Origin of the sequence: Nonomuraea sp. NPDC050680, assembly GCF_040654555.1 — a bacterium.
Taxonomy (GTDB): domain Bacteria; phylum Actinomycetota; class Actinomycetes; order Streptosporangiales; family Streptosporangiaceae; genus Nonomuraea.
This window is the reverse complement of record NZ_JBFAIF010000002.1, coordinates 868321-892851: the sequence shown is the minus strand read 5'-3', so window position 1 is coordinate 892851 and position 24531 is coordinate 868321. Positions and strand designations below refer to the sequence as shown.

The window sequence follows — 24531 nt, the reverse complement described above, 5'->3', positions numbered from 1 at the left end:
ATGCGACACCGCAAGATGGGAAACCTCGGCTGGGCGGTCAGCGAGGTCGGATACGGCATGTGGGGCATCGGCGGCGGCCCCGGCAACTTCACCGGCTGGGACTACGACGTCGCCCCGCGCTGCCTCGACGAGGCCGTGGCGCTGGGCTGCGACTTCTTCGACACGGCCTGGGTGTACGGCCGGGGCGTCAGCGAGCAGATGCTCGGCGCGCTGCTGCGCCGCCATCCCGACCGGAAACTGTACGTCGCCACCAAGATCCCCCCGAAGAACCGCGAATGGCCGCCGGGACCGGACGACACCCTCGACGACGCCTACCCCGCGGACCACATCAGGGAGTACACCCATCGCAGCCTGGAGAATCTCGGGGTGCCACGCATCGACCTGATGCAGTTCCACACCTGGGAGGACCGGTGGGCGGCCGACGAACGCTGGCAGGAGGCGATCACCGACCTCAAGCGTGAGGGGGTCATCGACGCGGTCGGCATCAGCGTCAACCGGTGGGAACCGGCCAACTGCTTCGCCGCGCTCGACACCGGGCTCATCGACGTCATCCAGGTGATCTACAACATCTTCGACCAGGCGCCCGAGGACGAGCTGTTCGACCGCGCGCTGCGCGACGGCATCGGGATCATCGCCCGCGTACCGTTCGACGAGGGCACCCTCACCGGCACACTGACCGCGGACAGCACCTGGCCGGAGGAGGACTGGCGCAGCACCTACTTCTGCGCGGAGAACCTCCGGCCGAGCGTCGAACGGGCCGAGCGCCTCAAGGCGGCCCTCCCCGAGGGCACCTCGCTCCCCGAGCTCGCCCTGCGGTTCATCCTCAACCACCCGGCGGTCAGCACGGTGATCCCGGGCATGCGCAAACCCGCCCATGTACGGGCGAACCTCTCGGTCAGCGATGGCCGGCCGCTCGACGACGCGCTGCTCCAGGAGCTCCGCCGGCACCGCTGGGACCGCGTCCCGGCCTGGTGGTCCGGGTGAACCCGCTGATCGTCATGTGGGCGCACTCCCGCTCGGCCTCGACGGCGTTCCTGCGCATGATGATCGAGCGCGGCGACGTGACCGTCCTGCACGAGCCGTTCCTCGCCCTGACCGAGGAGGGCGCGGTGCCGCTCCCGTCACCGTCCCCGGACGGCGGCCGGGCGGTGGCGCGATCGGAGAAGGAGCTCCTCATCGGCCTCAGGGAGCTGGCCCGCGTGCGGCCGGTGTTCGTCAAGGAGGTCCTCGACTACGACTACACCTATCTCTTCGACCACCCCGAGGAGCTCGCCGGGATCGTCCACACCTTCATCGTCCGCGACCCCAGGCCGACCATCAGCTCGCACTACGCGATCAAACCGGCGGTGACCTGCGCGGAGATCGGCTACGAGCGTCTGTACCGGCTGTTCGAGCAGGCCTGGTCGGCGACCGGGCGCAGGCCGCTCGTCATCCGCACGGAGCGGCTGGTCGGGGAGCCGGCGAAGGTGGCCGAGGTCTTCTGCGAGTACGCCGGCCTGCCGTTCCTCGCGCGCGCGCTCACCTGGGACTCCGGCGACCGGCCCGAGTGGCGGCGGACCCGCCGCTGGCATCTCGACGCGATCGGCAGCGCCGGCTTCGAGGACCGCCGCAACACCTACCCGGACACCGTCGACAACCACTCCGCCCTGAGGGCCTTCTACGACCACCACCTGCCCTTCTACCAGCGGCTCATCCAGCACGACTTCTGACCGGGAGGCCCCATGTCAACCGACACCGCCCCAGCCGCCATCGCCGTGAAGCAGTCCCCGGGCCAGGCGTTCGCGCGGGCGTTCGCGGCCGATCCCGGCCGCGCCGAGGTGAGCTTCGACTACACCATCACCGAAGCTCACGAGCCGACCAAGGACAGACCACGGCTGACCGTACGCAACCTGCTCAAGGTCCGCCCCACCGACGACGTCGCCCGATTCTGGACGGAGTCCCGGCCCACCGCGGACGAGCAGAAGGCGGTCCGCGGCTCCGACGTCCGCCGGGAGGCGGCCTTCAGGTTCGGCATGGGCGAAGCGGGGGTGCATCCGATCCGGGCGTGGGTGCAGATTCCCAACGGGCTGGCCGACGACCCGGACGCGCTGGCCACCTTCCTCGACTACCGCTTACTGGTACGGCTCGCCACCGCGGAGAACCTGGCCCTGACCAACGCCCTGCTCGACCACCCGGAGATCGCCCGGCTCCCCTACGACACCGACTACGTCACCGCGGTCCTGACGGCCTGCGACGAGGTCGAGCAGTCGGGCGCCACCCCGCACGCGATGATCATCAATCCGAACGACTACTACCACCGCCTCGTCGGCCGGAACGGCCTGCTGGCCGACCTGGCGGCGGGCAACGGCATGAAGATCAGCCGCAACCGGTGGATCAGTCCGGGGTCCGCCCTCGTCGGCGACATCTCGGTGGCGGCCCGGCTCCTCGACGCCCGTCACTCGGTCATCCGCGTGGCCGAACCGCCGCCGGGCACGTTCGCCCGACCCGGCGTGGCCGTGTGCGCGGAGGTGTACGAGGGCGTGGCGGTCCATCTCCCTGGCCTGTTCTACCTCGTCACCCCTGCCTCGTGAGTCTGGGAGAGCGGAAGAACAGCGGATAAAACCGTAGCGCGATGAATTGCGGTAAATGCCGTACTTTGAATTTCGGGTAGATCACTGGAAGGCGGGCGAGCGTGACGGACATACATGAGGAATATCGGCGCAACGGTTGGTGGCGAAGCGCGACTTTCCTGGATGACCTTCGGCATCATGTGACGGAATTTCCCGACAAGCCTGCAGTTATCAGTCGGCGCGTCGCCGATGGCCATACCGACGTCGTCAGCTACGCCGAGCTGGACCAGCTGACCGACCGGATCGCCCACGGTCTGATCCGGCTGGGAGTACGGCCGGGAGACTACATCGCCGTCCAATTACCCAATCGCCGCGAGATGCTGCCCCTGACGCTGGCCTGCATCAAAGTCGGGGCGCGGATCGCACCGCAGTTCCCCATCTACCGGCATCGCGAGCTCGACTTCATGATCCGGCTGACCGAGGCGCGCGTCTTCATCACCGTGAACCGCCTCGGTGACCTGCCGACCGCGGAGACCGCGATGACGCTCGCAAGCGAGATCCCGACCCTGGAGCACGTCGTCGTCCTCGGCGGCGACGGCCCGGCCGGGTCCCTCGGGTTCGAGGAACACCTCCTCGAACCCGAACCCGGTGACCCCGCGGAGCTGGCCGGGCGCGCGCTGGGTCCGGACGATCCGTTCCTCATCCTGTTCACCTCGGGGACGACCGGAGAGCCCAAAGGCGCGCTGCACAGCCAGAACACCCTGCATGCCGCCATCCGCGGCTACGGGAACGCGTACGGCCTGGACGACAGCCTGGTCATCATGACGGCGCAGACCTCCATGCACTATGTGGGCCTGGTGATGACGTACCTGCAGGCGTTGATGCTGGGCGGCACCGCGGTCACGGCCGACCTCTGGAACCCCGGCGTCTACCTCGACCTCATGGCCGAGCACGGCGTCACGATGTATTACGGCACACCGCCCTTCGCCCGGGAGATCAGCGAGGAGCAGAAGGCCAACCCACGGAAGATCCCCACTCTGCGGATCTTCGTGTCCGGCTCGGCGCCCGTCCCACCGCACCTGGTGGAGCAGGTGAGCGAGATCCTCGGCGTACGCGTGTACGCGCTGTGGGGCATGACCGAGAACGGCGGCGTCACCATGACCCGGCCCGAAGACCCGCCGGAGCGGGCGGGCGAGAGCGACGGCACCGTCGTGGCCGGCATGGAGGCGCGCATCGTCGACGAGGAGAATCAGCCGGTCCCGGCTGGCGAGATCGGCGCGTTGCAGGTACGCGGCGCGGCCCAATGCCTCGGCTACTACCGGCGCGAGGAGATCTACGCCAAGTCGCTCACGCCGGACGGCTGGTTCGACACCGGCGACCTGGCCCGCGACGACGGGTACGGCGGCGTGCGCATCTCCGGCCGGACCAAGGACATCATCATCGCCAACATGTGTCTCAAGCTGCCGGTGAGCGACATCGAGGCGCTGCTGGGCAGGCATCCCGCCGTCCGCGACATCGCGCTCATCGGCATCCCGGACCCGAAGCTGGTCGAGCTGGTGTGCGCCGTCGTGACGCCGTCGGGCGAACCGCCCACACTGGAGGACCTGCGGACGCACCTGGAGGACGCCGGCGTGAACAGCTGGTTCTGGCCCGAACGCCTCGAAGTCGTCGAGGCGATGCCACGGACCGTCACCGGCAAGATCCGAAAGGTCGAGCTCCGCGAGCGGTTCGGCGCGGCGTCCAGCTGAGGTGCGCGGATCCCGGGCGCTCCCCCTGGCGGTGCTGTGCGGGAGCGCCTTTCTCGGTGCGATCGACGTACAGCTGGCAAACATCGCCTTCCCCGACATGCTCCGCAGCTTTCCGAGCAGCGGGCTGCCCGAACTCTCGTGGGTGTTCAACGGCTACGCGATCACGTTCACGGCGGCGCTGCTGCCGGCGGGCGGCCTGGCCGACCGGTTCGGCTATCGGCGGGTCTTCCTCGCCGGGCTGACCGTGTTCGTGGTCGGCGCCGCCCTGTGCGCGGTCGCCCCCTCGGCCGGCATCCTGATCGCCGCCAGGGTGGTGCAGGGCGTGGGCGGTGGTGTGATCACCCCGCTGACGCTCGCGCTGATCCTGCCGTACTACCCGCCGGAACGGCGCGGCACGGCGATCGGGCTGTGGAGCGCGACGCAGTCGGTGGCGACCGCCTCCGGGCCGTCGCTCGGCGGCCTGCTGGTCGGCGTCTGGGACTGGCGTACGGTGTTCTTCCTCCACCTGCCGGTCGGGCTCGTCGTGCTGTTCGGCGCGTGGCGGACCCTGGCACGGACGCCGCCGTCCGCCCCGTCACGGATGCCGGACATCCTCGGCCTGGTCCTGCTGGTGGCGGCCATCGGCCTGCCCTCGCTGGCCATCGTGCAGAGCGACGCGTGGGGCCCGGGCAGCCCGGGTACGATCCTCGCGCTCGTCGCCGGTGTCCTCGTCGGCGTGGCCTTCGTCCGGCGGGCGCGCTCCCACCCCGCTCCCATCGTGGACCTGAGGATCCTGCGGGCACGGGGCACCCAGCGGGCCAACCTCGCGATGTTCCTCCTTGGGCTGGTGATGTTCGCCCTTCCGCTGGCCAACATCCTGTTCCTCACCAAGATCTGGGGATACTCCGAGGCCCAGGCGGGGCTCGCCGTCACGCCCGGCGCGGTCGTGCAGGTCCTCACCGCACCGCTCGCCGGACGGCTGGCGGCGCGGACCGGGCACCGCCGGCTGGCGTTGTGCGGGGTGGTGCTGCTCTCGCTCGCCACCGGCTATCTCGCTGTCGCGGCCGGGGGCGGCCAGGCCTACCTCACGGTGGTCCTGCCCGCGGTCGTCGCCACCGGGATGGGAGTCGCCGTGCTGGTCAACTCGCTCAGCGGTGCCGCCGTCGCCGAGATTCCCCCCGCCCGGCTCGCCACCGGCACCGCCATGTCCGTCACCTCACGCGCCTGTGGGGCGGTCATCGGCGTGTCCGCGCTCGTGCTGGTGCTGTCGGGGGATCGCCTCGGCTCGACCGCCGCCTACCACGGTGTCTGGGCGACCATGCTCGGGCTCTGCGCCCTCATCGCCATCGCCGCCTCGGGGCTGCGCGGCCCCGAGGCACCCGCCACGGCGGACGCCGGCCGGCGCGAACCCGGCTCGAAGACACCGTGACGGGCGCCGTCCCTCAGGCTTCGGCCCTCACGTGCCGGTTCTCAGGCGGGGACGACGTCGAAGCGGCGATTGGTCAGGCTGGGGTTCTTGGCGCGCACGGTCTTCACCCGCTCCGCCTCGATGACGGCGGACGCCACTCCCGGAGCCTCGCCCGCGGAGGCCGCTATCTGGCCCATCGGGTCCACGACGCAGCTGTGCCCGGTGCAGGTCGGGCCGGTCTGCCCGCAGGCGATGACGTAGGCGGTGTTCTCGATCGCGCGGGCGCGGGCCAGCGTGATCCAGTGATCCTCCTTGGCGGGCCCGGCGACCCACGCGGCGGGTACGACGAGCACCTCGGCCCCGGCGTCGACCAGGAAGCGGGCCATCTCGGGGAAGCGGAGGTCGTAGCAGGTCATGACGCCGAAGGTCAGGTCGCCCAGGGTGAAGATCAGCGGCTCGGGCTTGTGCGCCTGGACCCGGTCGGACTCGCGGTAGCCGAAGGCGTCGTAGAGGTGGACCTTGCGGTAGACGCCCACGAGGTCGCCGCCGGAGTTCACGGCGATCACGGTGTTGCTGGGCTTACCGGACCCTCCGGTCTCCCGCTCCGTCACGCCGGACCCACCGGCCGGCGCCTCGGTCATGCCGGCGACGACGGCGATGCCGTGCTTCTTCGCCAGCGCGCCGATCGTGGTCGCGAAGCGGCCGTCAAGGGGCTCGGTCTCCGAGACGATGTCGGCCGTTACGTCCGAGTTGGAGTACATGGCGTTCTCCGGCAGGACGATGAGCTGGGAGCCCTGGGCGGCCGCCTGCTCGATCAGTGCGGTGGCCGCTTCGAGGTTGGCGGACTTGTCGGTGGTGGCGCCGAACTGACCGACGGTGACGAGCATGCTGTGTCTCCTAACGATTGCGGGTGAGTTCGCGGGTCTGGTCGAGTGCGGCCCGGAAACCGGCCATGATGGCGCCGTGCTCCATGGTCAGGACGAGTTGGTCGGCGCCGTTCTCCAGCGCGAACGCCTTCTCCTCCGCCGACCAGGCGGGCAGCACCCAGGGCTTGCCGGCGGCACGGGCCGCGTCCGCCACGATCTTGAGGTCGGCGAAGTCGCCTTCCGACCGGCTGTAGGCGCCGCGCTCCCGGCGCAGGGACAGGTCACTGGGGCCGACGAAGACGCCGTCGACCGCGGGGAGCGCGAGGATGTCGGCGATCTGCTCCAGGGCGCCGGCGTCCTCGATCATGGGATAGACGCGGGTCTCGCGGTCCTGCCGGGCGAGCCACTCGTCGTCGAAGCCGTTGTATCGAGTCGTACGGCCGCCCGCGAAACTCCGGTCGCCCAGCGGCGGGAACTTCCCGAACGCGCAGGTGGCGGCCGCGTGCGCGACCCCCTCGATGTGCGGCACGACGACGGCGGTGGCGCCGAAGTCGAGGGCCTGCTGGATCGGGCCCCGCTCCGGTCCCAGGACCTTGGCCAGCACCTCCAGGTCGAGAGCGCGCAGGAACGGGATGTAGCGTTCCAGGTCGGCCAGATCGAACGAGCCGTGTTCGATGTCGAGGACCACCGCCCCGTAACCCAGGTCCGCCACGATCTCGGCCGCGGCGAAACTCGGACCGGACAGCCAGGCGGCGTATCTCCGGTCTTGCTGGTCCTGCAATGGATACTCCTAACAGAAATTGGTATACGCTGTGTATACACATGCTGTTACACAAGGGACATGGGGGGTGGCATGGACTGGGAACCGGACAGGGTCCCGGCGACGACGGCCGGTGAGCGTGCTTACCGGTGGACGAGGGAGGCGATCCTCGGCGGCCGGTTTCCTGAGGGTTCCTTCCTGGAGGAGAAGCTGGTCTGCGACGAGGCCGGCGTGTCGCGGACTCCCGTCCGGGAGGCGTTCCACCGACTGGCGGCCGAGAAATACATCGACCTGCAGCCCAGGCGCGGCGCCCAGGTGCGGAGCGTGACGGCCGGCGAGCTGTTCGAGACCTACGAGATGCGGCAGGTGCTCGAAATCCACGGTTTCCGGATCCTGTGCGACACGAAGACCGACCTCCCGGCGGGCCTGTCCGCGCACCTGGACCTCATGGAGGAGCCCTCGACGCTGGCGCGGTGCCGGGCCGGCGACCGCGACGCGATCGCCGAGCACGCGAAGATGGATTTCTTCTTCCACTATTCGTTCGTGAAGGCGACGGGCAACACCGTCCTGACCGACCTGTTCACCAGCCTCCAGCCGCGGCACCAGCGGATCGGGGTCAGCGCGATCTCGCTGCGGCCCAACCGGCTGGCGGTCATCGGCCCGGAGCACCGCGCCCTGCTCGCGGCGCTGACCGTGCACGACTTCGAGGCCGCCGAACGTACGCTGCGCAACCACCTGCGCCCCGACGAGTCGGTGGTCTCCCGCCTGAAGTGAGATCACTCGAACAGCTCGATCACTTCGCCATCGCCCGCCACAGCTCGCGGCGCTCGGCCTGCTCGGCGGGATCGGGCACCGGCGCCGCCGCGACGAGACGTCTGGTGTAGTCGGTCCGCGGCTCGTTCAGCACCTCGCGAGCCGGCCCGTGCTCGACCAGCCGCCCGTGTTGCAGGACGGCGACGTCATGCGCGAGCAGTTCGACCACGCCGAGGTCGTGGCTGATGAACAGGCAGGAGAAACCGAGCCGGTCCTGCAACTCCTGGAACAACCGCAGGACGGTGGCCTGCACCGACACATCCAGCGCCGAGGTGGGCTCGTCGGCGATGAGCAACTCGGGCTCCAGCGCCAGCGCGCGGGCGATCCCGACGCGCTGCCGCTGACCGCCCGACAGCTCGTGCGGAAACCTGTCGGCCCAGCTCTTGGGCAGCTCCACCTGCTCCAGCAGGTCCAGTACCCGTTCGAGTACGGCGGCGCGGCCGGCGTACCGATTGATGATCATCGGCGCCGCGATCGAGTCGCCGATCGACCGGCGCGGGTCGAGCGAGGAGCCCGGATCCTGGAAGACCATCGAGTACGTCCGGCGGAAGTCGCGCAGTTGCCCGGCCTTGAGCCCCGTCACCTCGCGTCCGCAGATCTCGATCGCGCCGGCCGAGGCCCGCGCCAGCCCGACGATCGCCCGGCCGATCGTGGACTTGCCCGAGCCGGACTCCCCCACGAGACCGAGGACCTTCCCCTTCTCGATGGCGAAGCTGACGCCGTGCACCGCTTTGAAGCCCTTGCGGCCGAGCCGGCCCGGGTACTCGACCTCGAGATCGGTGACCCGCAGCGTCATGCCATCAGCGGGCTCGGCCCCGGCGCGGGCCGGTTCCGCCTGCCCGCGCCGGGGCACCGCGGCCAGCAGCTTGCGGGTGTACTCGTGGCGGGGGTCGGCGAACAGCCGAGCGACCGGCGCCTCCTCCACGACCTCGCCCTGCTTCATCACCACGACCCGATCGGCCAGGTCGGCGACCACTCCCATGTCGTGGGTGATGACGATGACCGCCGAGCCGAGGTCTTTCTGCAGGCGGCGCAGGAGCTCCAGGATCTCCGCCTGCACGGTGACGTCGAGGGCGGTGGTCGGCTCGTCGGCGATGATGACCTCCGGCGAGCCGGAGATCGCCATGGCGATCATCGCGCGCTGCCGCTGACCGCCGGACAGCTGGTGCGGGTAGCTGTCGATCCGCGACTCCGGCTCCGGGATGCCGACCTTGCGCAGCAGTTCCAGGGTCCGCGACCGGGCCTCGGCGACGGGCAGCCGCTCGTGGCACTGGATCGCCTCGATGATCTGCTCGCCGATGGTGTAGACGGGGTTCAGCGCGGTCATCGGCTCCTGGAAGATCATCGCGATCCGCTTGCCGCGGATGGCGCGCAGCGGCTCCTCGCCGAGGCCGATCAGCTCGGTGTCGCCGAACCGGATGCTGCCGCGGCGCCGCGCGTTCGGTGCCAGCAGCCCGAGCACCGACATCGAGCTGACGGACTTGCCCGAGCCGGACTCCCCGACCAGCGCCACCACCTCGCCCTTGGCGACCGAGAAGCTGACGTCTTTCACGGCGGAGGTCCACTCGCCCGCGATCTGGAAGTCCACCGAGAGCTGCTCGACCGAGAGGATCGTGTCGGTTGTCATGTGTCTCCCCAAATGCTCATGCAGGGCTACTCGGCTTTGGTGTTGCGGTCGTACTCCTGGATGTAGGCGGAGCAGAAGCCGATGACCCGCTCGATCCAGATTTCGCCGATCTTGGCGTCGCCGAGGCTCACGTCGCCGGTGCAGCCGGTCTCGCTCACCTCGGAGAAGTCCCAGAAGACGGTCCCGCGTACGGTCTGACCGGGGATCGCCGTCTCGAGGTAGCTCGTCGGCGTCCAGCCGCTGCCGGACGCCAGGCCACCGGCGACGGCCAGCTCACTGCGCACCTGCTCGGGGAACATCGCGAGCATCGCGGAGTGCTCGGGCTCGGCGCCGTGTCCGTACGCCGTGGCGGGGTCGTCGTACACGTCGCGCATGAGCGCGTAGCCGAGCTGCCACGGGTACAGGTGCCCGATCAGGACGCCGAAGTCGCGGCGCGCGTCGAGGGCGGCGCCCGTGACGGGTCCGACGTTGCCGCCGTTGTTGTCGACGATGATGACGCGCCGGAATCCGGACTGGACCAGCGCCTCGATGATCTCGTACGTGACGTTGCGCAGCGTCGCCTGGCTCAAGGAGAGGTTGCCGTTGTAGCCGCGGAAGGTGCCGGAGTGCCCGTAGTGCAGGGCCGGGGCGACATAGCACCCGTTCTCCGCCGCCAGCTTGTCGGCGACCCACTCGGCCACGATGGAGTCCTCGTGGATGGGCAGGTGCGGGCCGTGCTGCTCCACTGCGCCGATCGGCAGCAAGATGATCGGATCCCGTTCCGCCAGCTCCTTGACCTGGGTCCAGGAGAGCTCACCGAGCCTGTGGGTGGAAGGGAGGGTCATGTGGTGGTTCCTTTCAGTTGGTGCCACGTCTCAGTTGGTGCCACGTCTGGTGCCACGTCTCAGTTGGTGCCTCGGCGGCGCGGGTCGAGCAGGTCACGCAGGCCGTCCCCGAACACGTTGAGGGCGAGGACGACGAGGATGATGAGCACGGACGGATAGATCAGCAGCGTCGGCTGGACCTCCAGGAAGTCGCGTCCGGAGCCGACCATCGTGCCCAGCGAGGGCAGCGGCGGCTGCGCGCCGAGGCCGAGGAAGCTCAGTCCGGCCTCCATCTGGATGGCGAAGCTGACCGACAGGCTGAGCTGGACGATGATGGGCGCGGCCACGTTCGGCAGGATCGTCCCGACCAGGATGCCGGCCGGCTTCGCGCCCATGATCTTCGATGCTTCGACGTACTCCAGGTTCCTGATGGACAGCACCTGGGTGTAGACGATCCTGGTGAATCTCGGGATGTACAGGACGCCGATCACCAGGACGACGTTCACCAGGGCCGGTCCCAGGATGGCCACCACCGCGATGGCCAGCACGATCGGCGGGAAGCTCAGCAGGACGTCGATGCCGCGCATGATGATCGTCGAGACCCAGCGGCCGACGTACCCGGCCACCAGCCCGAGCGCGACGCCGATGACCGCCGCCACCAGGACCGCGGACAGGGCCACCCCGAGGGAGACCCGCAGCCCGATCAGCAGGCGGGACAGCACGTCGCGGCCGAAGTCGTCGATGCCCAGCGCCGCGCCGGAGGTCAGCGGCTTGCCGACGATGTCACGGTAGTCGTAGGGCGCGAGGAACGGGGCGAACAGCGCGACGAGCGCGAGCAGCAGCAGGAAGACGCCCGCGACGGACGTCCGGCGGTTGGCCAGCATCCGCCGCAGGAAGGTCTTCCTGTCGGCGCTCGTGATCGCCGGTGCGCCTGACAGCACAGTGGCCATGATCAGTTGTCCTCCGCCCGGGGGTCGAGTGCCCTGACGACCAGGTCCCCGACCAGGTTGACCAGGATGACGATGGTGGCCGCGGCGAGGACGACGGCCTGGATGACGGGATAGTCGCGCTGCCCCACGGCGTTCATGAGCAGGGAGCTCATCCCCGGCCAGCCGAAGATGGTCTCCACCAGGACCGTGCTCCCGATCAGCGTCGTCAGCTCCACCGTCGTCACGGAGACCACGGACAGCATCGCCGTACGCAGGGCGTGCCGGTTGATGACGCGTTTCTCCACCAGCCCCTTGGCGCGGGCCGTACGGACATAGTCGGCGTTGAGGGTCTCCAGCATGGACGCCCTGGTCATCCGGGTGACCACCGCGCAGGAGGCCGCCGTCAGCGTGACCACCGGGAGGATGAGGATGTGCAGGTGCGTGAGGGGATCTTCGAACGGTGAGGCGAAGCGCGCCGGCGGCAGGATCGGGATGAGGATGGCGAACACCAGCAGCAGCAGGGTGCCGACCACGAAGACGGGCAGGGAGATCCCGAAGATGGACCCGGCGACCAGCATGTGGTCCGCCGGTTTGTCGGCGCGCGTGGCCGCCATCCGGCCCAGGACGATGCCGACCACCAGCGAGACGGCCAGCGCGATCAGGACCAGTTCCAGCGAGTTGCCGATGCGGGAGGGCAGGTCCTGCATCACCGGGCGCCCGCTGATCAGCGAGGTGCCGAGATCGCCCTGGAACAGCCGCGCCCAGAAGCCGATGAACTGCCCGAGGAAGGGTTCGTCGAGGTGCATCGCCAGCCGGGTCTGGGCGATCTGCTGCTCCGTGGCCGCCTCGCCCAGCACCGCCTTGGCGGGGTCGCCCGGGATGAGCCGTACCAGGAAGAAGACGATGGTGCCGACGAGGAGCAACTGCAGGATCGCCTGGGCGAACCGCTTGGCCAGGAATCGCCTCACGCCGTCTTCTCCATCCAGGTCCGGCGCAGGGCCGTGGCCGTCCAGGCGCCCTTCGGCGGGTGCTCGTACCCCTTGACGTAGGTGTAGTGCGCTTCGCCCTGCTCGCGGCGGACGGTGTAGGTCATCGGAACCAGCTCCAGGGCCCGTTTCTCGATGTCGAGGTAGATCTCGTCGCGCAGGCTCTGGGCAGAGGTCTTACGCCCCTGGGCCAGCAGCTCGTCGATCTTGTCGTCGGCGAAGTCGAGGTATTTGGCGAAGGTGCCGGTGCTGCCGATGAAGTCGCCCAGCGACGCGGGATCGCCGAACTTCGGCGCCGTCCCCCAGGAGTGGACGGGGAAGCTCTTGTCGGTCACGCTGGCGCGGAAGGTCAGCCATTCCTGCTGCGTGAGGTTCACGTTCAGGCCGGCCGCGCGCAGGCCCGGCAACATCGCCTGGGCGGGCCGGGCGATGACCGAGTAGGAGCTGGTGGTGACCACCGGCAGGGTCAGGCCCTCCTGCCCGGCCTGTTTCAGCAGGAACCTGGCCTGTTCCGGGTCGTACGGCATGGTGCCGTCGAGCCCGCGCGCGTACGGAGCGAACGTCTCCGACATCAGGGCGCCGTCCATCGGCCTGCCGTGCCCGAGCAGCGCGGTGTCCAGGACCGACTGCCGGTTGATCGACATGGCGATCGCTCTGCGGACCCGCACGTCGTCGAAGGGCCGCCGGCTGGTCACGAACCCGACGAAGCCGAACCCGAAGGTCTTGTCCGAGGCGAACCGCAGCCGCCGGTTCTCGGAGATGACGCCGACGTGGGTGGCCGGGACATAGTCGATCATGTCCACGGTCGCCGTGCGCAGGGCCATCACGCGGGCGTAGTCGTCACTCATCGGCTGGAAGACGATGCCGTTGAGGTACGGCAGGCCGGACTCGAAGTAGTGCTCGAACCGGACGAAGGTGGTGCTCACGCCGGGTATGCGCTCCACGAACCGGAACGGGCCGGTGCCCATGACCTGGGTCTTGGTGTTCGCCCCCGCCTCGATCCACTTCTTGGAGACGACGTTGGAGGTGGGCGCGGCCAGCGCGAAGGGGAAGGCCACGTCGGGCTGCTTCAGGGTGAAGGTCACGGTCGAGGCGTCGGGCGCCTCGACGGAGGTGACCTGCGTGAGCAGCGGACCCGACGCCGCCGCGGTCTCCTTGTCCATCATGCGGCGGAAGGAGAAGACCACGTCCTCGGCCGTCATCGGGGAGCCGTCGTGGAAGCTGACTCCTGAGCGGAGCTTGACCTTGTAGGTCAGCTCGTCCGCCCATCCGAACTCGGCCGCCAGGTCCCCGACGATCTCTCCGGCGCCGTTGTACTGCACCAGCCCGTTGTAGGCGAGTTGCCGCAGATAGTCGGAGGCGCTGCCGGTGCTGAGATGCGGGTCGAGGTTGGCCGGGTCCGTGGAGAGACCGAAGTACAGGATGCCGCCCCGGCTCGGGCCACCGTTACCGGCGCGGACCACCTGCATGGATTCGGGCAAGGTCGTGGGATTGCCGCAGGCCGCCAGGGTGGTGGTACCCAGCGCGGCGGCACTGCCTGCGAGAAAGGTCCGCCTGCTGATTACTGCCATGACATCTCCACCTCGTCGGCGCTTGGAGGATGCATCAGGTATGGCCCATGTATACATGGCGTTTACCTCAAGGGTCAACGGGTTGCGGACAAGCCGAATGTGAGGTAGGAGCAGGGCAAAAACCGAGCTTCAGGCGAAGCCTGAAGCTCGGTGAACGGCGGTGACGCGTATACGAGGCAGTCTTGGCTGAGCGGGCGGCGTTCAGTCGGAGTAGCGCCGCTGCCTCACGCTGGCGGCCAGTGCGGCGGCTCTGGCCGCCTCTGCCGGGGTGAACGGCAGAGCGGGGCGGCTGACCAGGAGCGCCCGTTCGGGATGGACGGAAATCACCAGAGTGGTGCCGGACTCGCCGCTGTTGGCGAGGGTGTCTCCGGGGCGTCGCCACTGGACGTCCGGGGCGCGCAGCAGCTCCGCCATCGCATGGGGCAGCTGCTCCGGGTCGTCGCTGACGGCATGGGCCAGGACGAGGGCCTGGACCCCGGGGTCGACCAGGTCTTTGACGTAGGCGCGGACGATGACGATGTCGAGCCCGCCGGCCTTCTCGACCGCCGACCGCAGGTCCTTCTCGCTCAGCTGCGTGGGCGCCTCGACGACGAACTCGTCCAGGGCGTCGCAGCCGGACGGAGAGATCGCGCTGCTGCCGGTCGCGGCGATGTGCAGGGCCAGCACGTTGCAGTCCAGCCTGGCGAACGCCGTGGCCAACTCCGCCAGGCGGCCCGGCCGATCGACCACCCGCGTGCGGATGCGCCACAGCTTCATCGGCCGGCCTCCCTCGATATCGATCACCTCGGCGGCTTGGCGCTCGGTTCCCCATCGTTTGTGGCCTTCGCGGCCCAGGCGTTTGCGGCCGGGCCGTCGGTGGGCCAGACGTTTGTGGACGAAGGTGCACATGATGAGCCCCGCACCGAGGGTGATCAGCACTGCGGGGCCTGGGGCGGAGTGCCCCATAAGAGTGGCGAACAGGTGGGCCAGACCGACCGCGACGAAGAGCACCGCCAGTTCTACGACCTCACGCTTCCACGAGGCGGCGGCCTGCTCAGGAGTGTGCGCCCGATCTACGTCTTTCGCATCGCTCATGCGGGCAGGATGGCAGTCCGCTGTTTCGCAACCACGCGACGTGCGGTTTCACCGACATTAACCCTCGCCCGGGGCGGCCGGGCTCGCGACACATGCCCTCAACGCGACGAGCCGGGGCCCGCACCTCTTCAGGTGCGAACCCCGGCTCGTCGTGCGTGACTAGCGTCAGGCGGGAACGATGTTCTCGGCCTGCGGGCCCTTCTGGCCCTGCGTGATGTCGAAGCTGACCTTCTGGCCTTCCTGCAGCTCGCGGAAGCCCTGGGCAGCGATGTTGGAGTAGTGGGCGAAGACGTCAGCGCCGCCGCCGTCCTGCTCGATGAAGCCGAAGCCCTTTTCAGCGTTAAACCACTTCACGGTGCCAGTCGCCATGTCGATCTCCTCTAGGATAGGCGAAATAATCAGAACCCGCAGGTCACGGGCCCCACGTCGCCGAAATGACCCATCCGGAAATGACCGGCAAACAAAATGCGCCTGAGGGCTACGTCCCGTCAGGCGCACACAAAGTTCATTTGGGTACCAGAACTGCAACTAAGACGAGCTTACCATGTCCCCCGCGCCGACGTGTCCGACCCCGCGTCGGCGCGGCGCTGCGATCGGCGGGCGGCAGCGGGGCGAGACCTCTGACCCACCGATGCGGGCGGTTCAGGGCTTCCTGGCGATGCCGCCGTACATGAGCCGCTGGCCGACGCTGAGCACCTCGGGGACGGTGTCCTCGGGACGCCACAGGGGCAGCGGGACTACCCCGGGCTCGATCAGCTCGTACCCGTCGAAGAACGAGGTGATCTCCTCGGGAGTCCGGAAGCGGCCGGTGCCGAGCAGCGCGAGGAACTTCTTCTCCGCGTCGCGCGCGTCCTGGGTGGCGGAGCAGAAATGGGTGATGAAGACGTAGCTGCCGGACGGAACCGCCGCCATGTACTCCTCGACGATGCCCTTCGGGTCCTCGCTGTCGTGCAGGTGGTGCAGGATGCCGACCAGCATCACGCCTACCGGCCGGTCCAGGTCGATGAGCCGCTGGACCGTCTCGTCGGCCAGGATCGACTTCGGTTCACGCAGGTCGGACGTGACCACCCCGGTGCGGTCGTTCTCGGCCAGGATCGCCCGGCCGTGGGCCAGCACCATCGGGTCGTTGTCGACGTAGACCACGTGCGCGTCCGGGTTGGCCCGCTGCGCGACGTGATGCGTGTTCTCCACCGTCGGCAGGCCGGAGCCGAGATCGACGAACTGCGTGATGCCGCGCTCGACGAGAAAGCGCACCCCCCGCCCGAGGATCTCCCTGTTGTAGGTGGCCACGTCGTAGATCTCGGGGACGACTTTCACGATCTCGGCGACGAACGCGCGGTCGACCTCGAAGTTGTCCTTACCGTTGAGCACGACGTCGTAGGCCCTGGCGATGCTGGGCCGGGTGGTGTCGATGCCATTTGCCCACAAGTCCGAATTTTCGGTCACGGCGGACTCCTCGTGAGATCGGGAACCAGTCGAAATGATCATAAGACCGTCGAATGATCCTGTGCCGGAAAAGGCAGGAGGCCGCTGTTCCCTGACATGCCATTTGAGGAATGTTGGGGTGATTGATGACTTATGTCGGATCTAGGCTGAGAAGGACCTGCGCCATCTACAGGAGGAATGCCATGACGAGGTTCATGGATGTCCACCACGACATGGTGGGCATCACTGACGAGCAGCTCCGTGAAGCGCACGAGGCCGACCTCGCGATCCAGGGCGAAGAGGGCGTGTCCTTCATGCAGACCTGGGCGGATCCTGAGGAGGGCGTCATCTACTGCCTGTCCGACGCACCGAGCGCGGAGGCCGTACAACGCATTCACCAGCGGTCGGGCCACCCCGCCGACGAGATTCACCCCGTACCGCTGTCGCTCTGATCACCCTCCAGGAGCAGGTCCCGGAGGACCTTGGCGGCGCCGCTCAGGAAGCCGTGGCGTCGCTGGATGCGGCCGACCGGGACCGAGAAGACGGCCTCTGCGATGTCCAGGATGCGGAGAACTCCCGGTCGCCATAGGTGATCGGGGGAACGCGCCGGCTGAGCCGACCCCCGCTCCGTGGAACATCCCTGTCCCTCGATGTCACGCCTCAAGGTGAGGGGCTCGGGGAGGCGGCGGAAGAACATGATCGACAGGACAGGTGGCCGTGAGAGCAGGGTGCTGATCCGGCTGGCAGGCTCGTTCGCGGTCGAGAAGGACGGACTGCGCGGGACGGTCGGCGGCCGGGCCGGGACGCTGCTGAAGCTGCTGGCGGTAGAGCGCGGCCACACCGTGCCCACCGACCGCGTCGTGGAGGTGTTATGGGGCGACTGCCCGCCCAAGCGGCCGGTCGAGAACGTCGCCACGCTGGTGAGCAGGCTGCGCAGGACGCTCGGCCCTGAGGCCGTGGCGGGGGGCAGGCGGGGCTACCGGCTGGGCAGGCCGCCGGCGGTGAGTGTGGATCTCGACGAGGCCGCCGCGCTGACCGCGGAGGCGGAGAACCAGTTGGCGAAGGACGAGGCGGCCGTGGCCGTCGCCGCGGCGACCCGGGCGATCGACCTGCTCGACGGCGGCGCCGTACTGGATGGGGAGAACGACGCTCCTTGGGCGGCGCCGGCGCGAGGGGAGGCGGCCGGACTGCTCAGGCGGGCGCTCCACGCGGCGGCGACGGCGGCGCTGCGGATCGCCGAGCCGGAGCGGGCGCGACGGGCGGCCGAGGCGGCGGTGGCGGCGGACCCGTTCGACGAGGCCGCGCACCGGCTGCTGATGCGGGCGCACACCGAGGCGGGCGAGCCCGCGCGGGCGTTACTGGCCTACGAACGGCTGCGCGACCTCCTGGCGGCCGAGCTGGGCACGGATCCGGCGGCCGAGACGCGGGCCATGCACCTGGCGGTTCTGCGCGAGCAGCCGCCCGCTCCCCTGACCGGCGCCGTGAAAGAGGGTGCCGTGAAAGAGGGGGCCGCTCTCCTGACGGGAGCCGTAAACGCCGGAGCTGTGAAGGTCGGAGCCGTAAACGCCAGAGCCGTGAAGGTCGGAGCCGTGAAGGTCGGAGCCGTGAAGGAGCGCGCGGCAAAGGAGGGGGCCGCCGCGCTCGCGGCGCGGGCGGAGGCGGAGGCCGCGCTGCCGGGGCGGGCGGAGGAGGTGGCCGGGATCTCCCGGGCCTGGGCGGCGGCGGGGGCGGGGCGGACCGGTGTGCTGCTGGTCGTGGGTGAGGCGGGCATCGGCAAGTCCCGGCTGACCGCGGAGGCGGTACGGGTCGCGCGGGCCACCGGCGGGATCGTCTTGCAGGCGCGGTGCCAGGAGAGCGAGCGTTCGCTCTTCCTTCAGCCGTTCACCGACGCGTTGACGCCACCGGTCACCCGTCTCGCCGGGTCCGTACTCCGCGACATGGTGGGTACTGGGGCGGAGGCGCTGGCCAGGCTGATCCCGGAGGCCGCGCCGACGCTGCGGCAGGGGCACCACGCCACAGTCGGGGAGGCCGGCCGGAGATCGGCGTACGAGGCGGTGGTCGCGTTCCTGCGGGCCCTGGCGGCCAGGAAGCCGGTCCTGCTGGTGCTGGAGGACCTGCACCTGGCCGGGACGGCGACCGTCGAGCTCGTCCACTACCTGGCCCGCCGGGTCTCCGGCGCGCGCCTGCTGGTCGTCGCGACGGCGCGTTCAGGGGAGGGCGCGGCGGCGATGGAGGCGCTCGGGCGCTCGGCCGTCCGGGTGGAGCTGGGGCCGCTGCCCGCGCGGGCGGTCGCGCGGCTGGCCGCGCGGAACGGTCAGGGCAGGTGGGCGGATGACGTGTTCCGCCGCACGCGCGGTCATCCGCTGTACGTCGTCGAGCTGCTGCGCGGCCTGGCGGCGGGTGAGCACGGGGTGCCGGCGAGGTTGAGCGCGGCGGTGCTCGAGCGGGTCCATCGGACCGGCTCGCTGGTGGAGCGGCTGCTGCGGGCCGCCTGCGTGTTCAGGGGCGCCTTCGAGCCCGCGCTGGCCGGTGAGCTGCTCGGCCTGCCGCCGCAGGTGGCCGCCGAGCTGTGTGAGCGCGCGCTGCGGATGGGCCTGCTCGTGGTGACGGGCAGCGGGTACGAGTTCGCCAACGAGCTGACGCGGGAGGCCCTGTACTCCGCCACGCCCGTCCCGACCCAGCTGGTCTACCGCCGCCGGGCCGCCGACCTGCTCGGCCACCGCGACAGACCGGTGCTCAACGGCCGGGGCCACCGCTCCGGGCCCCGCTGAGGGGGAGTTCGTCGGCGTACATGCGGGCCTGCAACTCGTACAGCTCCGCGTATCGTCCGGATCGCGCGATCAGCTCCTCGTGCGTACCCTCCTCCGCCAGCGCGCCCTCGTGCAGGAGGTAGATCCGGTCGGAGTTGCGCACGCTGGCCAGCCGGTGCGTGATCAGGATGACGATCCGGCCGGTGGCGAGGCGGCGCAGCGACTCGTACACGGCGAACTCGGCCTTGGCGTCCAGCGGCGCCGTCGGCTCGTCCCAGATCAGTACGGGCGCGTCGCGGAAGACGCCGCGGGCGACGGCCAGCCGCTGCCACTGCCCGCCCGACAGTTCCTGGCCGCCGTGGAAGTACTTCGAGAGCAGCGTCTGCCAGCCGTGGGGCAGGTCCGCCACCACGGTGTCGGCGCCCGCCAGCTCGGCGGCGGCGCGCAGCGCCACATCACCGGGGTCGTCGCAGTCGTGACGGCCGGCTCGGACGTTGGCGCGGGCGGTGTGCGGCCAGCGGATCGGGTCCTGGAGCACCATCATGATCCGGTCGCCCACGCTGTGCGGGTCCATCTCGCGGATGTCCACGCCGTCCCAGCTCACCCGCCCGTCCGTGGGCTCGTAGAGGCCCGCGATGATCTTGGCGAGCGTGGTCTTGCCGGAGCCGTTCTCGCCGACGAGGGCGATGGTCTGACCGGCGCGGACGGTGAGGTCGATGCCGCGCAGCGCCTCGCGGGTCCCGCCCGGGTAGCCGAACCCGACACCGCTCAGCGTGATCACCTCCGGCGCGGCCGGCGCCATACAGGTGCGGGTGGCCGCCGCGCGGCTCCTGGAGGCGGCGTCGTCGACGAACTCCTGGTAGTCCGCCACGTACATGCCCTGCTCCAACAGCTGGTGTGCCGAGTGGACCAGCCGGCTGAGCGCGGCGTTCGCGGTCCGCACGGCTATCACCGCGCCGCCGGCCACCGCCAGCGGGATCCAGCCCGCCTGCAGCAGCAGGCCGAGCACGGTGAACGTGATGGCGGACATGAGCCCGGTGAGCGCCCGGCCGACGGAGCCGACGCGTACCTGGCCGATCTTCACCCGTACTTCCTGGTCGCGCAGCGGGTCGGCCACCTCGGCGTACTCCCGCAGCAGGAAGTCCTCGGCCTGGCAGGCGCGGATCTCCGGCGCGGGCTCGCGCTGCGTGCCCAGCTCGGTGATCATCTGGACCCGGCGGTTCAGGGTGACCGTGCGGGTCATGTGCGCGTACGCCAGCCGGGCCGAGCGCTGCACCGTCCAGGCCGACGGGAGTACGCCCAGCACCAGCACCGGGAGCAGCGCGGCGTGCAGGACGGCCAGGCCGGTGAACGCGGCGGCGAACGCCAGCGCCGCGCCGACGAGGTCGACCAGGTTGTCCACGGCCCGCGCGAGGTGGAACAGGCCCCGGTCGCGCGCCCGCTGCATCCGGTCGTAGAAGCCGGCGTCGTCGTAGGCGGCCAGTTCGACGCGGAGCCCGGCCTCGAACAGCTCCCCCTCCGCCATCCGGCGCACCGCGGGCGTCAGGCGGGCGTACGCGGCCGCGATGGCCGTCTCGACCGCGCCCCGCAGCAGGTACGCCCCGCCGACGAGGAGGATCATGGGCAGCGCGGCCGCCACCACCTCCACGGTGGGGCCGGTGGCGAGCAGCCGTTCCAGCGCCCCCGTGGTGGCCAGCAGGCCGAAGGCCGTGGCGGCTCCCGAAACGACCTGGAGCAGTACGACCGTGACGGCTTGCCGGGGCGCCGCCCGCGCCACGATCGCGAGCACCGCCCGGCTGGTGGCCGGCAGCCGCCGGCACATCCGCCAGACGCCCATGTCGCCCGCGTCGTCGAGTTGCCAGTAAGGCGACACCATCTGGGCGTCGGCGGACGCGCTGGAGACGGCTTCATGGGCGTCGGCGGACGTGCTCAAGACGGCTTCACTGTGCTGGAAACCGTGCTGAAAGCCGTGCTGGAGACCGGGCTGGAGACCGTGCTGGAGACCGGGCCGGGGTCGGGCAGGAGCACCGAGGGCAGTGGGCATTCGGGATGCATGCGGAGCAACTGGTACGCGACTCCGCCGAGCCCCGGCATCAGCCCCGGAACGAACGCGTCCCTGGCGAACCCGCTGACCGGCCCGTGCTCCTCGACGCTGCCGAGCAGATGGGCCTCCAGCCGGGGCCGGTCCAGTCCGCCCGCGCCGAGCCCGGCGGTGACGGCGAGGTCCAGCACCTCCCAGGCCCCGTAGTCGCCGTGGCACAGGGTGTGGTTCCAGCCGATGCCGTCGGCCTGGCTGGCCTGCGCCGCGCGCCGCAGCAGGTCGCGCAGCCGCTCCGGGTCGCCGCGACCCTCCATGAGCTGGTCGGCCGCCACGACCGCGATCCCGACCGACCCGTGGCACCAGGCCGCGCCGATCTGGTCCGGGCCGCGCAGGTCGCGCCAGCTGCCGGTCTCGGGGACGTACAGGGTCTCCTCGTAGGCGAAGGCGGCCTCGGCGACGGTCGCGCAGTCGGTGTCGCCGGTGGCCGCCGCCAGCCGGGACAGCGCCCAGCCGATGCCGGTCGCCCCGTGGGCCAGGCCGCCGATGCCGTCGGGGAAGCCGTCGATCGTCCAGCACGCGGTGTCGCCGCGTACCTGTGCCGCCGACACCAGCTTGCGGCCGATCGTCCTGGCCAGATCCCCCGCGTCGGCGCTGCCCGCGCCCTCGTGGAGCCGCAGCAGGGGCACCACCGCTCCCGCCATGCCGCGTACCAGGTCGAGTGACGGATCGGAGTCCAGCGCCGCGGGCAGCTCGCGGACGAGGTCGGCCGACCGCGAGAACGCCTCGGCCGGCTCGATCACGCCGAGGCGTACCAGCAGCAGCCAGCCCCAGATCCGCGAGGCGAGCCCGAGGTAGCCGCCGGCGGGCGCGGGCCGTCGCGTCTTGATCTCGGCCCGGTCCTTGGCCCACTGCTCCTCCGCCATCCGCACGGTACGCAGCACGTCGGCCAGCAGTTGGCCGACCTCCGGCACCGGGTCGGCCCGTCCCGCCTCCATCTCGCGCAGGTAGCCCGCCAGCAGCACGGCGATGCCGGCCGCCCCGCCGTACATGTCGAGGCCAAGCGGCAGCACCGCCCATCCGGTCGGGTTGAGCACCGGCGCGATCCAGGTGACGGTGCCGTCCTCGGCGCGTACGGCGGCGTCGGACAGCGATCGCATGATGTCGGCCGCCAGCGCCCGCCGCCTGCGGTCCAGGTCATCGGTGTTCAGTACGGCCGGGAGCAGGCGCCGCTGGTCGGGTACGCCGCCCTCGTTCAGGTACGCGCTGACCAGGGCGGACTGGATCACCTGGTGCTCCAGCGCGAGGTCGGCCGACCGCCACCGGTCCAGCGTCCCGGCGATCAGGTCCTGGGCGGGACCCCACTGGGTGCCGCGCGGCCCGGTGAGCCGGCCACGGCGCGGCGTGGTGGCGAAGAAGGGCACGTCGCCGTCCAGCAGCTCCTCAACCTCCGCCTCGATCACCTCGGGGTCGTCCGGCCGGCCGGGCGCGTTGGCCGCCTGCCTGGCGAGCAGGTCAGCCGCGCGCCGCCGGGCGGCGGGCTCGTCGTGCAGCGCGTGCGGGTGCCAGAGCATCCGCTGCAGCTCGGCGTAGCTCTCGGTGGACCTGAGCACGACCCGGATCGGCAGGTCGGCGAACTGCCCGAGCCACCCCGCCAGCTCGCCGCCCTCGTCGAGCTTCCTGAGCCGCCCGGTCAACCGGGTGAACCCATCCACCACCAGGTCCCAGTGCTTGCTCAGCACCGGCTCCGGGCTCGGGTGGTTGAGCGAGGGCGGGACGCGTACGGGCGCGAGGCCGATCCGTGCCTCGTCGGTGCCGACGCCGAGGATGACCGGCAGCTCCGTGACCGGTTGCTGGCCGGGCAGTGAGCCGATGGCGGACATGTCGACGCCGCGCCAGCCGAGCGCCAGCCCCCGGCCCGGCAGCAGCCCGGTGCCCAGCACCGAGCCGCCGATCAGCGCCCCCGCCCGGTCCGCCGCGAGCCCGTAGCCGGAGACGCGCGTGGGCGGCTGGGGCGTGAACAGCGTCTCGCAGTCCACGACGGTCGGGATGGGGCCCGCGGCGATCAGGTTCTCGGCATGCAGGTCGGTACCGCCGATCAGCCGCATCACGGCCAGCCAGTGCCCGAGGTTGCGGTAGAAGCAGCGCGTCTCCTCGTCGTCGGCGCAGTACCGGTGGGCGACATGCTCGGCCCAGCCGTAGCCGTCGCCGCTCACGACGTCGGGGACCCTGATCCGGGTGTCCTCGGGCTCGTCGGCCAGCAGCCGGCTCAGCAGCCGCGCCGCGGCCAGGTCCACGGCGACGGATCGCGGCTTGTAGACGACCTTGCCCGCAGTACAGGTCAGGATCGCCACGCTCTGCCCGCCGCGATGGCTGTCGCCCGCGCCGAACTCAACGCTCACCAGCTCCGCCGGCCCGCCCTTCCCGAGCGCCCCTGGCTCGCCTCGCTCGAACTCCCCCGGCTCGCCCCCTTCGGGCTGCCCCGGCTCGCCCCCCTCGAGCGGCCGGAGCAGGGTCGTGAGCAGCGGCCGGTCCGCGGCGAAGCGGCAGGCCAGGCTCATCGCCGCCGCGCACCTGTGGCCGATCAGCCGTCGCAGGCGTGGGAGCAGGGTCGGGTAGTGGCCGCCCAGCGTCTCCCAGAACTCCGGGTTCGTCGCCTGGGACTCCCAATCCCGCCACCTGGCCTCCGGGTCGGCGCCCGTGAGCCTGCCGGTGATCCTGGCCGCGTTGAGCTCCAGGAGCAGCACCCGATTGGTCCTCATGCGCACGGTGTTCAGCAGCGCCGTGGCGGCGCCCGCGTGTACGGCCCGGCGCTCCGTTTCCGCCAGGCCCGCGACAGACCCGAGCCGGGCCGCCAGTCGCTCCAGTGAAGGTTCGAGCAGGCGGTCCAGCACGGTGTCGCTTACGGTGTATTCCCCCATGTCAGGTCAGCAGCACAAGCGCCCGGCGGAGGCGCTGCACGCGGTGCCGCAGCCGCCCTCGGTGAGCGGAGGGGGAGGCGGGTTGCAGCCCGACGCGGCGAGGATGGATTCGAGGGTGATGTCCGCTTCCGCGTACTCACCGCTGGCGAACAGCGGGCCCGCCGGGTTGTCCCATCCTTCGACGAGCTGTGTTCCGCTCCGCCATCCGGCCACGATCCGGTCGGCCTGCTCCGCGGTCAGTTTGGGCATGAGATCGGTCCCTTCCTTGAGCCGAACAATCCGCT

At 70.4% G+C, this 24531-nt stretch carries 21 protein-coding genes; 8 read left to right on the top strand and 13 right to left on the bottom strand.

Going from position 1 to position 24531, the window contains the following annotated elements:
* From AB0H88_RS10525 to AB0H88_RS10505, 5 genes are all read left to right on the top strand, one after another.
* Positions 1–984: an aldo/keto reductase gene (locus tag AB0H88_RS10525; protein WP_357643027.1), complete on the top strand. Its 984-nt coding sequence runs from the start codon at positions 1–3 to the stop codon at positions 982–984.
* Positions 981–1709, top strand: coding sequence for a hypothetical protein (locus tag AB0H88_RS10520; protein ID WP_357643026.1), 729 nt, complete (start codon positions 981–983; stop codon positions 1707–1709). The genes AB0H88_RS10525 and AB0H88_RS10520 overlap by 4 nt, the downstream gene beginning before the upstream one ends.
* A gap of 12 nt (positions 1710–1721) precedes the next feature.
* Positions 1722–2570 (top strand): family 3 encapsulin nanocompartment shell protein, encoded by an 849-nt coding sequence (locus tag AB0H88_RS10515; protein ID WP_357643025.1) that lies wholly within the window; start codon positions 1722–1724, stop codon positions 2568–2570.
* A gap of 179 nt (positions 2571–2749) precedes the next feature.
* Positions 2750–4297 carry an AMP-binding protein gene (locus AB0H88_RS10510; protein WP_357643024.1) on the top strand — a complete coding sequence of 516 codons (1548 nt, stop codon included), beginning with the start codon at positions 2750–2752 and terminating at the stop codon, positions 4295–4297.
* 1 nt (position 4298) lies between these two features.
* A complete protein-coding gene (locus tag AB0H88_RS10505; RefSeq protein ID WP_357643023.1) occupies positions 4299–5705 on the top strand; it encodes a DHA2 family efflux MFS transporter permease subunit in 1407 nt (468 codons plus the stop codon).
* Between the two features lie 41 nt (positions 5706–5746).
* On the opposite strand, the gene AB0H88_RS10500 is transcribed toward AB0H88_RS10505, so the two are convergent.
* On the bottom strand, positions 5747–6571 hold the full coding sequence (locus tag AB0H88_RS10500) for a carbon-nitrogen hydrolase family protein (RefSeq protein ID WP_357643022.1): 825 nt from the start codon (positions 6569–6571) through the stop codon (positions 5747–5749).
* 10 nt (positions 6572–6581) lie between these two features.
* Positions 6582–7331: an aldolase/citrate lyase family protein gene (locus AB0H88_RS10495; RefSeq protein WP_357643021.1), complete on the bottom strand. Its 750-nt coding sequence runs from the start codon at positions 7329–7331 to the stop codon at positions 6582–6584.
* A gap of 72 nt (positions 7332–7403) precedes the next feature.
* On the opposite strand from AB0H88_RS10495, the gene AB0H88_RS10490 reads away from it, so the two are divergent.
* Positions 7404–8084, top strand: coding sequence for a GntR family transcriptional regulator (locus AB0H88_RS10490; RefSeq protein ID WP_357643020.1), 681 nt, complete (start codon positions 7404–7406; stop codon positions 8082–8084).
* A 19-nt stretch (positions 8085–8103) separates the two neighbouring features.
* On the opposite strand, the gene AB0H88_RS10485 is transcribed toward AB0H88_RS10490, so the two are convergent.
* From AB0H88_RS10485 to AB0H88_RS10450, 8 genes are all read right to left on the bottom strand, one after another.
* Positions 8104–9750: an ABC transporter ATP-binding protein gene (locus tag AB0H88_RS10485; protein WP_357643019.1), complete on the bottom strand. Its 1647-nt coding sequence runs from the start codon at positions 9748–9750 to the stop codon at positions 8104–8106.
* 26 nt (positions 9751–9776) lie between these two features.
* Positions 9777–10574, bottom strand: a complete 798-nt coding sequence (locus AB0H88_RS10480; protein WP_357643018.1) for a creatininase family protein — start codon at positions 10572–10574, stop codon at positions 9777–9779.
* A 59-nt stretch (positions 10575–10633) separates the two neighbouring features.
* A complete protein-coding gene (locus AB0H88_RS10475) occupies positions 10634–11503 on the bottom strand; it encodes an ABC transporter permease (RefSeq protein WP_357643017.1) in 870 nt (289 codons plus the stop codon).
* 2 nt (positions 11504–11505) lie between these two features.
* On the bottom strand, positions 11506–12450 hold the full coding sequence (locus AB0H88_RS10470; RefSeq protein WP_357643016.1) for an ABC transporter permease: 945 nt from the start codon (positions 12448–12450) through the stop codon (positions 11506–11508).
* Positions 12447–14039 (bottom strand): ABC transporter substrate-binding protein, encoded by a 1593-nt coding sequence (locus AB0H88_RS10465; protein ID WP_357643015.1) that lies wholly within the window; start codon positions 14037–14039, stop codon positions 12447–12449. Before AB0H88_RS10465 ends, AB0H88_RS10470 begins: the two co-directional genes overlap by 4 nt.
* Positions 14040–14240: 201 nt before the next feature.
* On the bottom strand, positions 14241–15113 hold the full coding sequence (locus AB0H88_RS10460) for an ACT domain-containing protein (RefSeq protein ID WP_357643014.1): 873 nt from the start codon (positions 15111–15113) through the stop codon (positions 14241–14243).
* 165 nt (positions 15114–15278) lie between these two features.
* Entirely contained in the window at positions 15279–15482 is a 204-nt protein-coding gene (locus AB0H88_RS10455; protein WP_030475722.1) for a cold-shock protein, read from the bottom strand.
* Positions 15483–15755: 273 nt separating this feature from the next.
* Positions 15756–16559: an SAM-dependent methyltransferase gene (locus tag AB0H88_RS10450; RefSeq protein ID WP_357643013.1), complete on the bottom strand. Its 804-nt coding sequence runs from the start codon at positions 16557–16559 to the stop codon at positions 15756–15758.
* 182 nt (positions 16560–16741) lie between these two features.
* Between AB0H88_RS10450 and AB0H88_RS10445 the strand changes: the two genes are divergently transcribed.
* Positions 16742–16990: an SCO4226 family nickel-binding protein gene (locus tag AB0H88_RS10445; protein WP_357643012.1), complete on the top strand. Its 249-nt coding sequence runs from the start codon at positions 16742–16744 to the stop codon at positions 16988–16990.
* A gap of 243 nt (positions 16991–17233) precedes the next feature.
* Positions 17234–19309 (top strand): AAA family ATPase, encoded by a 2076-nt coding sequence (locus tag AB0H88_RS10440; protein ID WP_357643011.1) that lies wholly within the window; start codon positions 17234–17236, stop codon positions 19307–19309.
* On the opposite strand, the gene AB0H88_RS10435 is transcribed toward AB0H88_RS10440, so the two are convergent.
* Genes AB0H88_RS10435 through AB0H88_RS10425 form a run of 3 tightly spaced genes read right to left on the bottom strand, consistent with a single transcriptional unit; the run spans position 19275 to position 24496 of the window.
* Entirely contained in the window at positions 19275–21221 is a 1947-nt protein-coding gene (locus AB0H88_RS10435; RefSeq protein ID WP_357643010.1) for an ABC transporter ATP-binding protein, read from the bottom strand. The genes AB0H88_RS10440 and AB0H88_RS10435 overlap by 35 nt on opposite strands.
* Positions 21218–24247, bottom strand: coding sequence for a type 2 lanthipeptide synthetase LanM family protein (locus AB0H88_RS10430; protein ID WP_357643009.1), 3030 nt, complete (start codon positions 24245–24247; stop codon positions 21218–21220). The genes AB0H88_RS10435 and AB0H88_RS10430 overlap by 4 nt, the downstream gene beginning before the upstream one ends.
* Before the next feature lie 6 nt (positions 24248–24253).
* The gene (locus tag AB0H88_RS10425) at positions 24254–24496 is read right to left on the bottom strand and encodes a DUF6229 family protein (RefSeq protein WP_357643008.1); all 243 of its coding nucleotides are present in this window, start codon (positions 24494–24496) and stop codon (positions 24254–24256) included.
* Positions 24497–24531 lie beyond the last annotated feature (35 nt).